Source organism: Photobacterium sp. 2_MG-2023, assembly GCF_030547675.1.
Classification (GTDB): Bacteria; Pseudomonadota; Gammaproteobacteria; order Enterobacterales; family Vibrionaceae; genus Photobacterium; species Photobacterium arenosum.
This window is the reverse complement of the sequence record NZ_JAUOQQ010000005.1, coordinates 129,205-141,067: the sequence shown is the minus strand read 5'-3', so window position 1 is coordinate 141,067 and position 11,863 is coordinate 129,205. Positions and strand designations below refer to the sequence as shown.

Sequence of the window (11,863 nt, the reverse complement as noted above, 5' to 3'; positions counted from 1 at the left end):
TTTTTTCATGGCTGCGCTTTTTTATAGAAGCGCTTTTTATTGGCTGCGCTGTTTATGACAGCGCTGGCTCTGTGAGAGTTTACTGCGTCAGCGGCCGGGCATCCGGGGTATTGACCAGTCTGGCGATGTCATCCATCACTTTCAGCGCGGCCAGCGGGCCGCCGACTGAGGTCCACAGCGAGCCGTCAACCGGAGCAAAGCGGCCGGATTCAATAGCGCTCAGCTGGTGGAATGCCGGGGTGTTCTCGGCCTGTTTCATCGCTTCAACCGCTTCGCCTGAGGTGCTCAGAGTGCCGATAACCATCCAGTCGCCGTCCAGCACAGCCAGGGCTTCCAGACTCAGCGACATAGAGTGGGTATGCCCCGGATCCTGCTGGTTGGCCGGGCGTTTCATGCCGACATCGGTGATTACCTGGCTGGCAAAAGAGTCACGGAACATGTAAGCCGGGCCTTTCGGGTTCCAGCGCACCACGCTGATGGTCTGGCCCAGCTTGTCACCAATCGCTTGTTTGGTTTTTTCCGCATGGGCCTGGTAACGCGCCATAAAGGCATCGGCATCGGCCTGACGGTTCAGGATATTGGCGGTGCGTTTAAACACACTTTTCCAGTTTTCGCCGTAGTTGAAAGTGACCACAGTCGGGGCGATTTCGCCCAGCAGTTCAATCACTTCCTGGCGGTTTGGCGCCGTCAGGATCAGATCCGGCTCCAGCTCAAGAATAGTTTCCAGATTCGGACGGGACAGATCACCGACGACCTGAATATCGCCGTTAATGGCCGGGGTCAGATAACGGGGCAGGGTTTGCTGGCCGCGGCCATTGACCGTGCCAATCGGGGTCATGCCCAGCGCCAGCGCGGTATCCAGATCGATCTCGCTGAGGGTAATGACGCGTTTCGGGTGCGCCGGGACTGTGACTTTCTCACCCAGCGCATCTTCTATGGTGCGGGTATCGGCAGCACTGGCTTGGCTCACCATGCAGAACAGGGCCAGGGCCGTAAAGAGGCTTAGTCGCAACATAATGCTCCTTATTATGTGTATCAATAAGTTGAATGAAGAGCTCGAAATTGTACTTGATAAAGATATTGAGAACTATTTTTATTTAATGCTGTTCTCTGAAAAGACGGATTGATATCATGCTCAGCTTCGTTGTTATACATGGAGTTGCAAGCGTGTCGAAACTTCACCTCGTCTGGTTGGCAGCAGGCGTGTTCAGTGTCTGTTTTTTTTCTGTGATGTCTATGTCGGTCGGTGCCGGGGAGTACGGCGCAGCAGAAGCGCTGGCCTACTATTTCTCTGCCATTGTTCCGTCAGAACACATGACCATGGTGATGGATACCCTGCGCTTGCCGCGCACTCTGTGCGCCCTGATGGTCGGTGTCAGCTTGTCACTGGCCGCTTCCTTGTTACAAAGTGCCACCCGTAACCCGCTGGCGGAGCCGGGCTTGCTGGGCGTCAATGCCGGCGCTGTGCTGGGGCTGGTCACCGGCCTGACCTATTTTGGCGTTGAATCCGCTCAGGGCTATCTGGTCTGGTCCGGACTGGGGGCGTTGGCCGGTAATATAGTAGTGCTGCTGGTCGGCCATGTGATGGGCAAGTCCAGCCCGCTCAAACTGATTCTGGTCGGGGTAGCGATGAACGCGACCTTCGGCGGTTTATCCAATTATATTTTGCTGTCGAACCAGGTGGTGCTGGATCAGTTCCGCTTCTGGAACCTGGGTTCGCTGGCCGCGGCCGATATGACGGCGATGGCGCTGATATCGCCCTTTATGCTGGCTGCCATAGTGCTGACCTTCCTGCTGGCCCGCCAGCTCACCATGATGCAGCTCGGGGAGCAGCAGGCCCGCTCGCTTGGCATTAATACCCACTGGGTGCGCATCGGCGTGTTGCTGGCCTCGACCCTGTTCACCGCCTGTGCCATTTCTGTCGCCGGGCCGATCAGTTTTGTCGGTTTCCTGGCGGCCTATTGCGCCCGTATGGTCGAGCCGGTACGTCTGTCTCTGCAGGTCATTTTCTCGGCGCTGTTCGGCGTCTGTTTTATTCTGATCGCCGATATTCTGGCCCGCTGGATGATCCAGCCTTATGAAATGCCCAACGGGGTATTGCTGGCTATGATAGGGGCGCCTGTGCTGATTGGCGTGGTCCGGCGTGGCGGTTTCCGCTCGCTGCTGGCGGTGAAGTAGGAGCCTGAATGATGGACAAAAGTATGTCGCAGCACATGGCTGCCAGTGAGCGACCAGCGGCCTCGTTAACCCCAGCTCAACCGGCACGGCATATCCCGTACGGCAAATGGTTGTGGCAGTTCGGCAACAAGACCCTGCTGGTGGAGCGCCGGGCTGTGCTGTTAGGCGCGCTGCTGATGCTGGCGCTGGTGGCGATGAGCCTGTTGGCGGTCAGTATCGGCTCGGCCAAACTCACGCCCTGGCTGGCACTCAAAGCTTTGTTTGGTGAATCGACCCGGATGGTCGAGATCATGGTGTTTAAAATTCGGCTGCCCCGTGTGGTAGCCGTGTTAGTCGCAGGTGCGGCCATGGGGCTGTCGGGGTGTATGATCCAAACGCTGGTGCGCAACCGGCTGGCGACCCCGGATATGGTGGGGGTGAATGAAGGGGCCACGCTGGCAATCACCTTCTTTACCTTATACCTCACGCTGGGTTCCTGGCCCTGGTGGGCGGCACCGCTGGGCGCTGTGGTGGCTGCGGTGATGCTGTATATGCTGTGCCGCAACCCCGGCGAGCAGGGTTATCTGTTTGTGGTGATAGGTATCGGGGTGTCGGAGCTGATGCGCGCGGTGGGCGAGTTTCTGATGTCGACCGAATCCATTGTGCATGTCAGCAGCGTGTATTTCTGGACCATGGGTAACTTTGTCGGTCAGGGCTACAGCGTCAGTCTGCCGGTGGCCGGATTGCTGCTGTTACTCAGTCCGGCGGTGATTTACTTCTCCCGCCAGCTGGATGTGCTGCGGCTGGGGCTGCCGACCGCCCAGAGTCTGGGCGTCAACGTCAGCCGGGTGCAGGTGGCGATTCTGATGCTGGCGATTCTGATCGCCGCGCTGGGCACCGCCATCGGCGGCCCTGTGGTGTTTATCGCCATGGCCGCACCCATTATTGCGACTTTCCTGCTGCGGGGGCGTATCGTGCCACTGTGGACCGCCGCCATGCTGGGGGCACTGTTACTCCTGCTGAGCGATACTCTGGTGCGGGTACTGGCCGATCCCCACGAAGTGGCCACCGGGATCATGACCCGCATTCTGGGCGGCATCATGCTATTTATATTTCTACTGCGAGATAAAGGACAGGCAGACTAATGACAGCGTTATCGATGACAGGCGTAGGGTTTTCCTACGAGAGCAAGACCGTCCTCAGGGATGTCTCATTTCGTCTCGGCAAAGGTAAGCTGGTTGGCATAGTCGGCCCGAACGGCGGCGGTAAATCGACGCTGCTCAAGATGATGGCCAAGCAGCTGGCCCCGCAGCAGGGCGAGATCACCCTCAACGGCACATCGCTGGCGGACTACTCCATGAAAGCGCTGGCCAGAGCGCTGGCTTTTCTGCCGCAGCAGCCGATCAGCCCGGCCGGGATCACGGTGGAACAACTGGTGCAGTATGGTCGTCATCCCCATCAGGGCTGGTTCAGTCAGTGGAGTGACGACGATGCCGCACAGGTCGCCAAAGCCATTCAGTGGATGAAACTGGACGATTTGCTGCAGCAACCTGTGGCCAGTTTGTCCGGCGGTCAGCGACAGCGCGCCTGGCTGGCGATGATCCTGGCGCAGGATACTGATGTGATTTTGCTGGATGAGCCGACCAGCGCGCTGGATATCGGCCATCAGATCGAAGTGATGGAAAGCATCAGCCAGATGGTGGCAATGGGTAAAACCGTGGTGCTGGTGATACACGATCTGGCGGCTGCCGCGCGTTACTGTGATGAGCTGGTGGCGATTGGTGAGCAGGGCGTGGTGGCGGCGGGACCGGTTGCCGAGGTGATCACCAAGCCGATGATCGACAAGCTGTACAATACCCATGTCGATATTCTTAAAGCGCCGTTTGACGATGCGCCTGTGATTGTGCCGCGCCGTCAGGCAGACTGGCAGCAGATCGCGGGCTAGCATTAGCCTGTTGTACAGTCAAAAAAGTTACGCAGTCCAAATAGTTGCGTTGTTCAAAAAGTTGTGCAGCCTCAAAAAGAAGCCAGCCTGAAACGGCTGGCTTTTTGTTGTCACCATCAAAACACCGCCTGTAGCGGATGTGACTATTCAGATTTACCCTTCATTGGCCGCTAACCGGGTCTGATGTCCCTGACGGCGCTCTTTGACAGCGCTGGCCAGCATAGACAACAGGGCCTCGGTATCGTCCCAGCCGAGACAGGCATCGGTGATGGACTGACCATAGGTCATGGTATCCGAGATATCCTGCCGCCCTTCCACCAGAAAGCTTTCCGCCATGATAGCGTTAATGGCATGGTTGCCGTTGCCAATCTGACGGCACAGCTCTTCGGCCACCAGCAGCTGGCGCCGGAACTGCTTCAGGCTGTTGCCATGGCTGCAGTCGACCATCACCCCTGTGGTGATCCCCTTGGCCTCTAGTTGCTGCAGGGCATGGTGAATATCTTCTTCGCTGTAGTTCGGCGCTTTACCGCCACGCAGGATCAGGTGGCAGTCCGGATTGCCTGTACTGTTAACGGCATAAAGCTGTCCGTCCTGACCTGTGGTGGTGTACAGGTGCGGGTGGCGGCTGGCAATGATGGCATCCATCGCCACACTGACATTACCGTCGGTGCCGTTTTTAAACCCGACCGGGCACGGCAGACCGGAAGTCTGCTGACGGTGCGGCTGAGACTCAGTGGTTCTGGCGCCTATGGCGCCCCAGCTCATCAGATCGGCCAGATAGGTAAAACTGGTGGTATCAAGAAATTCTGTGGCGGCCGGCAGGCCCAGTGCGTTAATGCGGATCAGCAGCTCTCTGGCCTGCTGCAGGCCTTTGCCGATTTGATCGCTGCCGTCCAGATCCGGGTCAAACAGCATGCCTTTCCAGCCCACTGTGGTGCGCGGCTTTTCAAAATAGGTGCGCATTACCACCACCAGTTGATCCTGATAGTGCTCGGCGTATCGGGCCAGTTGCTCGGCATATTCTATGGCCGCGTCCTGATCATGAATCGAACACGGGCCGATGACGACCAGCAGTCTGTCGTCCTGGCCGTGTAAAATCTCTCTGATGGTGCTGCGCGAGTGTGCGATATGCGCGGTCAGTGCGGCCGGGCAGGGGATCGCGGTTGCCAGTGCCGCCGGTGTGGGTAGTGCCTGCCATGAATGGGCGCGGATCACTGAAGGGTCAATAGCCATTGTTGTTTCCTTTGTTGTCATCGGGAGATGACATCACTCTTGTGCTTCAAAGTGCCCATACAGGCAAATGCCGGTTCGATCTGGATTATTATTAGTTATCAACAGCCTGGTGACGACTGGTGTGATAGCTGTCTTCATCTATACCAAAGCGCCAGTACGGGATGGCATAGACCTGAGTACGCTCGACATCCAGTTCGCGGCGAATAAAGCGGCGCAGGCCAACGACAATCTGCTCTTCACCGCCGAGCCAGAAATAGCTGTCGGCAGTCGTTTCTGCACTGAACGGCTGCTGGCAGAACTGGTCGATCAGCGGCTGCACCTGATCCGGCTGGCCGATAAACCACTGAACCTCAACCCCTGCCGGAGAGCGGAGATCCAGAATATCGGTTTCATCACTGACCTGGATCGCCACATAGCCGCGGCTGTCTGCCGGCATCTCTTCCAGCATCGCACTAATCGCTGGCAGGGCAGTCAGATCCCCGGCCAGATAATACTGCGAAGCCGGTTTGAGCATAGGATACGGGCCACCCGGCGGTGAGATCCCCAGTTGATCGCCGGGACGGGCATTGAGCGCAAACCGCGACGCCGGACCCAGATCGCCGTGCAGGGCAAAGTCGATATCCATTTCACCGGTTTCCCGGCGCAGTTCACGGACCGAGAAGGTGCGCAGCAGCGGCTTGTCTTCGGGAGATGCCCATTTTGGCCCGGTTGTCGTCATGGTCGGTAGCACAGGCTCGGACTGTCCGTCCTGGCTCAGCATGATCTTAATGTGCGCACCATTACTGCACGGTGGGTAGTGCGCCAGCGCCGGCGATGTGAAAGTGATACGCCGATAACGCGGGCCCAAATCCCGGACAGATTTCACCGTAAGTAACACCGGCTGACGTTTTTCCCTGCTGTCGGGCACGGACATAATGTTTCCTTAATCAGTAATGATATTTATTCTCGTTTGATTATACATAAACTCATCAGCGATAAAAGCAAAAGCTCACCTAAGCAACTGAAAGGGTATGGGGAATGGGGGGGAGTGGGTTGTGATAATTGCGACAGTTTTGTAATGATTGTGGCAGTTTTAGTGATTTTGAAGGAAAAATAGTGTGTTTAAATAGATAGAAACTTCTAGTGATGTGTGTAGCTAATTAAGGAAGGTTTACACTTTTTTAACCACATTTTAGTAGTGAGTTAGTTAACTAAAAGGATCTCCAATGCATCAAACTATAATGAATTATTTACAGTTCTATAGTGATAAGTTAGGCGATAAGACTTGTTTTTCTACTGTTCAAGCATTAAGGTCTGTTTTTCTTAATTCTTGATAAGTAGTACATTAAAATGGATTTAGTTCAAAAGAAAGCTATTGCTCTTGAATTTGAGGGCTGTGTTGAAAGAACAGTTGAGCGGATCCGTGGGGAAAGCGGTTATCGGCCATTTCATTCAGCATTACTATCTGACGATGCTCTTTTCTGGAGTAAATTTGAACGCTCATTTAGTACATCTTTTGGGCAGAGAGTAATTGAAAAAATTTCTGAAATCACAGCCTTAGCTGGCGGTGCAAATGAAGCGCAAACACAATTTCATACTAGATTTAGTATCTGCAAAAATAAGCTAAATGCTATTGATCACCACATATCTCAGTTAAGAGATAGTAGCGGTATACGAGGTAATTGGGATAATGATGTTCAGCAAATTGCTGTTACACCTACAGGGAATGGTTCAGTGCCGATCCGTGTTATCTCTGATTTGTGGTGGAAAAAGCATGGTGTGAACCATTATATGAGCATTAAGACAGTCAAGCCTAATATTGATCAAACTGCAGAAGCTAAAAAAGATTTATTAAAGTTGAAAATGTTTGATCCAAACTGTCGAGTGTATTTTGGCTTGTATTACAATCCTTACGGTGAAATTAGAGAGTCTTACATGTGGTCTCCTCCTAAGCGAGTATTTGATTTTGCTCAAGACAGCTGCGTATTAATTGGCCAGGAATATTGGGATACACTTGGTGGGCCGGGCACTTATCAAGAGATTTTAGAGATAGCTAGTGAGGTAGGGACTAGGACAAGGAAACGTTTGAAAAACTTGAGTCTTTAGAGTTAGGGCGGCTTCCCGCCCTTTCCTCGTATCACATTTTGCCTGAATAAACTTAATGCCAAGATATATTATCTAGCTGATAAGGGAAAGTTGTTCCATCCGATTGGAAATGAACTCAATATCACTATCTTGCTTGAAAAGATTTTGGTGATTATTTCTCCAACTGATGTCATCTGTACCACGGTATCGAGAGTACTTGAATCCAGCTGGTGCTTGAATATCAATCCCTTTACTGTGAGCATTTAGCAATTCTCCAATAGCTTTACCGAGACCACATGGAACTGCATTTCCTATCTGTCGGTATTTCTCTAGTGTTGTGCCACCAAACACCCAATTATCAGGGAACTGCTGAATTCGTGCATACTCAGCAACACTTAAAGGTCGAAGTGCTTCCGGGTGTGCAAGGCTAGTTGCAGGCATTATAGGACTAGTCACAAGTGTTGGTGACGGCTTGTCCCATGCAACACGTCGATAGAAACCAGTTTTACCTCCACCTGAGTGGTAAGAATTCCCCATTGCTTCTTTTTGAATATCTGCTGGCAAGTGTTTCCAGTATTCACCTGGACCGAGCAGTTCAAAGTATTTATGCCTTTTTTCAGGGAACTCAAGCCTTTCTGCATTATCTTCATCTGTGAGGTTTTCGATAACACTTCGGGTTGTTGTCCATTTAGGTAAGTCAAACTTCCCGTTCTCTGAGTGTGTAGGCATGAGATAAGGTAACCGATTACCATCTCGAGAAGCGATTAGAATCACTCGCTCTCTTACTTGTGGGGTTCCAAAATTGGCCGAGTTGTAAAGGTTGAAGCTCACACCGTAGCCTGCCGTCTCTAGGAATTTGACAATATAAGCTAGTGCGCCGCCGGGCTTTTCGTCATTATTAAGTTCTGAGTAACCTTTACCACGTTGGCTGTGTGGTCGGTGCTTTAGTGGTGCGGATAGTAAACCTCGAACGTTCTCGATGACAATAAATTTTGGTTTAATTTCTATGGCAATTTCTAGATATTTGAGAAAGACATTTCCACGCTCATCCTCAAAGGATTTTCTTGCTCCAGCAGTTGAAAATGCTTGGCATGGCGGTCCACCAACGATTAGATCGACATCTTCTTTATGTGTGATACCCGAAATATCTAGGATTTTGGAGGCTGTATAGTCACGAATATCACCAATAACAGGTAACTCTGGTTTATTGGTTTTAATTGTTGCTATGCAATTTCTGTTTACCTCGCAGGCTAGCAATGGCCTGAATCCGGCAGATTCCAGTCCGAGGTCTAATCCTAATGCACCACTAAAAAAACTAAGATATTTCAATGTTAATTGCTCGCTTGGTCGTTAGGTTCGGTCACATAATATACATGTGATAGCTACTGAGGTCCAGTAGAATTCTACCATATCATGATGTGTTTTCTGTATGTTTACACAGTATCATAAAGCTATTTTTACCCAATGATTTTATTGTCTATATTTCAAAGGTTTATGTTATAGTTTTTATAGTTGTTACTGATCCTAGCGTTGGCGATGTTAATGTTAGAGCGTGTAGCTGTAAGGAATGCTGTACTTTGTATGCGTAAGGAAGTGGACAATCCAAATGCAGTTTCTAATGAAGAAGCCTCGTTGATTATGGAGGTGTGCATAGATTAACGAAGAAGGTTCCGAGGGCGCAAAGTTGAGTATCTGTATTCTATGTATACTGAATGTTGTATTGGGAACTTGCTGATATGGTACTTAGAATCTAAACTTCACCACGTCAGAAGTGGTAATGTTTTTGTGGTTAAATATATTCATTGACTTATATTGGTGGTTATGGTATTGGGTTTGTCTTTCTAGTAAAGAACTGGATAATTCTAAGAAATTGACATGCAGCACGATTCGTAATGGATCTCGAATTAAACTGTTATGTAATCCGTTTTCCAATTATGCGGAAAGAGCTCGCTTCATTTAATGTTGAGAGTAATAGCCTTCGATAATTAATGATTTGACTTCAGAGAAATATAAATTAAAAATGTCATTAAATTATATGGGGTGTATGGGGAGTGACAAAAATATAAAGTGATGAATAATATGAGATTTCAGGTCTTATTTTTTTTTTGTATTACGATTTTATCGGAATTATATTTTCTCTGTGATTTAAGGTCAACACAATGCTACCAGTAGAATTAACGGAGCTGTATATTAAAGAGTGTATTATTTCTGGAAAGTACCAAGCTGGAAGCTCATTACCATCTGAAAGGAAGCTGGCAGATATTATTGGAGTGAATCGTTCTACTTTACGAATAGCACTAAAAGCTTTGCATTCTGAGGGTTGGATATTAATGCAGCATGGTAAATCAACTATTGTTAGATCTTTTTGTGATGATGGAACTCTGGTAACGGCTATATCTAGAGTGGCTGTTAAAAATGACGATTTCTCAAAGAAAATTTATTCTGACACACTACAGGTAATTAATGATCTCAAAGGAGTTAATAACACCAGTGGTGGGTTAGTTATTATTTTATTGTTTAATGAACTTTATAGGATTGCAAATACCTTTGAGGGTAAGTGATTGAAATTGTTGATTGAGTATTTTTTGGTGTTATAAGCAATAAAATCAGAAGTGATTTTTAAACATTACTCAATGTATGTCACTACTTTTTTTAATGTCAATTAATATCGGGTGAATTTTTATTAAATGATAAATATCACAGGGGTAACCAAGTTATATGTATTTCTAATTCCCTTAGCTAGTGCAGGATATTGTGTGTATACACTCAATTTAAACGCTATTATCTGACATTTATTCTTTACTAAAAATAACTTTTCCGTTAATCGAGGTGTGATATTTAATAATTGGTGTTTTAGATAAGGTGAGGGGTTTAATACATTTTTTGACTTTGTTTTATGAAGAGTATAATGAAGTTAGATTTTAGAATATCCGCTTACAGCGTGGCTTTTTGATGAAATTAGAGTTAATGGTGGTTGAAGGTAACTTCCAGAACGGTTTTAAATATATAACCACGAGTTTTTTAATCTTAGATTGATTATACAAAAAATAAAAACTGTTAGATAGCATAATATCCGATAGAGAAAATAAAAACACCTTACGCTTAAAGTAAACTTATCATTTTTGTTTAAATGAAAATTATTAAAGATATTTCTTGCTTATGGAAATAATGCGTAATTTGCATCTCTAGGTTAAGTTTTAATATCCATCTCCAGCAAAATTAGTAACAGTCAATTTATTTTGGCTAAAGGGGAAGTGGAGATTGGGAATACTTAGCAAGGCACGAAAGCAGGAAAAACTCTAATTTAGGCTGCCATTAAAGTAGGGACGGTTACACAGGAATAAAGCAAAATCGGAGGTAAAGCTTTGATTATAAAAAACAAAAAGCCCGCCAGGTCAGGACCTTAGCGGGCTTTGTGACATCCGAAGATGTCTTCGTATACGATTTGGTGGAGCTGGCGGGAGTTGAACCCGCGTCCAAAATCAGTCTAACCAATGGCGCTACATGCTTAGTTTGTCTTTAATCTCGCCAAAGCACTGCGAACAAACACGCTATGCTGAGACACACCTGAATTAAATTTAACGCTTCCGCTCCCAGGTCAAAGCTTCCACGCGATCTCGTTTGGGTTTGACTGCCCTGATTCCCCGTCCTACGAGCTAAGGCTAGGGAGGGCAGGCTCTGAGCAGGTTATTAAGCTGCTAGTGCGTAGTTTTCGTCGTTTGCGACTATTTTTTTGCGGCTTTTTAAAGAGGCAAACCGCACCTCTGCATGCTCCACGGGCCTTCTTGATCCTGTCGAATCCTGAATCAGCCCCAGTGAGGTGTTCAATACTAGCAGAAAATTCTGCCAGGTCAATGACTACCGCGAACTGTGCTTCATGATTCGCGCTTTATCGCGCTGCCAGTCGCGGTCTTTAGCGTCTGAACGTTTATCGTGAAGCTTTTTACCTCTCGCGGTACCTAACTTAAGTTTAACCCATGAACCCTTCCAGTACATGGAAAGTGCCACAATGGTTTCGCCGTCGCGGTTCACCGCCCCGGTTAAGCGGTCCAGTTCGCGGCGGTTCAGCAGCAGTTTACGCACACGGGTCGGCTCAGCCACCACGTGGGTAGAGGCCGCATTCAACGGCGTGAAGGTGGCGCCGGAAAGAAACGCCTCGCCGTTACGGATAAACACGTAGCTTTCGGAAATGTTGGCTTTACCCGCACGCAGGGACTTCACTTCCCAACCCTGGAGCGAAATGCCGGCTTCATATTCATCATGAATCGAAAATTCATGGCGGGCAGACTTATTCAGCGCAATGGTGTTGCTGCCCGGCTTGTTTGGTTTTTTCTTTGCCATAGCTTCTTATTATACGGATTCAAGTTGTTAGGGGAACGTTTTTCCCAGAGGCAATAGGCCATGGAGACACACTATCACTGAATCTTTGGCAGATCGCCGACTAATGGTATCATTACCAGCGAT

The 11,863-nt window shown here is 49.0% G+C and carries 10 protein-coding genes and 1 other RNA gene; 5 read left to right on the top strand and 6 right to left on the bottom strand.

Annotation, left to right across the window (positions count from 1 at the left end; all coding sequences use genetic code 11):
* Nucleotides 1-79: 79 nt before the first annotated feature.
* Entirely contained in the window at nt 80-1,015 is a 936-nt protein-coding gene (locus Q4491_RS06275; RefSeq protein ID WP_303455742.1) for an ABC transporter substrate-binding protein, read from the bottom strand.
* A gap of 152 nt (nt 1,016-1,167) precedes the next feature.
* Here Q4491_RS06275 and Q4491_RS06270 point away from each other — a divergent pair, with 152 nt between their 5' ends.
* From Q4491_RS06270 to Q4491_RS06260, 3 genes are read left to right on the top strand one after another with little or no spacing between them, the layout of a single operon-like run.
* A complete protein-coding gene (locus Q4491_RS06270) occupies nt 1,168-2,178 on the top strand; it encodes an iron ABC transporter permease (RefSeq protein WP_303455741.1) in 1,011 nt (336 codons plus the stop codon).
* A gap of 8 nt (nt 2,179-2,186) precedes the next feature.
* Nucleotides 2,187-3,302, top strand: a complete 1,116-nt coding sequence (locus Q4491_RS06265) for an iron chelate uptake ABC transporter family permease subunit (protein WP_303455739.1) — start codon at nt 2,187-2,189, stop codon at nt 3,300-3,302.
* Entirely contained in the window at nt 3,302-4,102 is an 801-nt protein-coding gene (locus tag Q4491_RS06260; protein ID WP_303455737.1) for an ABC transporter ATP-binding protein, read from the top strand. Before Q4491_RS06265 ends, Q4491_RS06260 begins: the two co-directional genes overlap by 1 nt.
* A 153-nt stretch (nt 4,103-4,255) precedes the next feature.
* Here the strand turns inward: Q4491_RS06260 and Q4491_RS06255 are convergent, their stop codons facing one another.
* Together Q4491_RS06255 and Q4491_RS06250 are read right to left on the bottom strand one after the other, a co-directional pair.
* The gene (locus tag Q4491_RS06255) at nt 4,256-5,335 is read right to left on the bottom strand and encodes a 3-deoxy-7-phosphoheptulonate synthase (RefSeq protein WP_303455735.1); all 1,080 of its coding nucleotides are present in this window, start codon (nt 5,333-5,335) and stop codon (nt 4,256-4,258) included.
* A 91-nt stretch (nt 5,336-5,426) separates the two neighbouring features.
* Nucleotides 5,427-6,248 carry a siderophore-interacting protein gene (locus Q4491_RS06250; protein ID WP_303455733.1) on the bottom strand — a complete coding sequence of 274 codons (822 nt, stop codon included), beginning with the start codon at nt 6,246-6,248 and terminating at the stop codon, nt 5,427-5,429.
* A gap of 416 nt (nt 6,249-6,664) precedes the next feature.
* On the opposite strand from Q4491_RS06250, the gene Q4491_RS06245 reads away from it, so the two are divergent.
* A complete protein-coding gene (locus Q4491_RS06245) occupies nt 6,665-7,420 on the top strand; it encodes a TdeIII family type II restriction endonuclease (protein ID WP_303455731.1) in 756 nt (251 codons plus the stop codon).
* 72 nt (nt 7,421-7,492) lie between these two features.
* Here the strand turns inward: Q4491_RS06245 and Q4491_RS06240 are convergent, their stop codons facing one another.
* Nucleotides 7,493-8,728 carry a DNA cytosine methyltransferase gene (locus tag Q4491_RS06240; protein ID WP_303455729.1) on the bottom strand — a complete coding sequence of 412 codons (1,236 nt, stop codon included), beginning with the start codon at nt 8,726-8,728 and terminating at the stop codon, nt 7,493-7,495.
* Between the two features lie 830 nt (nt 8,729-9,558).
* On the opposite strand from Q4491_RS06240, the gene Q4491_RS06235 reads away from it, so the two are divergent.
* The gene (locus Q4491_RS06235) at nt 9,559-9,960 is read left to right on the top strand and encodes a GntR family transcriptional regulator (protein WP_303455727.1); all 402 of its coding nucleotides are present in this window, start codon (nt 9,559-9,561) and stop codon (nt 9,958-9,960) included.
* 885 nt (nt 9,961-10,845) lie between these two features.
* On the opposite strand, the gene ssrA is transcribed toward Q4491_RS06235, so the two are convergent.
* Nucleotides 10,846-11,213, bottom strand: a transfer-messenger RNA (tmRNA) gene (ssrA, locus tag Q4491_RS06230).
* A 44-nt stretch (nt 11,214-11,257) separates the two neighbouring features.
* The gene (gene smpB, locus Q4491_RS06225) at nt 11,258-11,740 is read right to left on the bottom strand and encodes an SsrA-binding protein SmpB (protein WP_192016942.1); all 483 of its coding nucleotides are present in this window, start codon (nt 11,738-11,740) and stop codon (nt 11,258-11,260) included.
* Between the last annotated feature and the right edge of the window lie 123 nt (nt 11,741-11,863).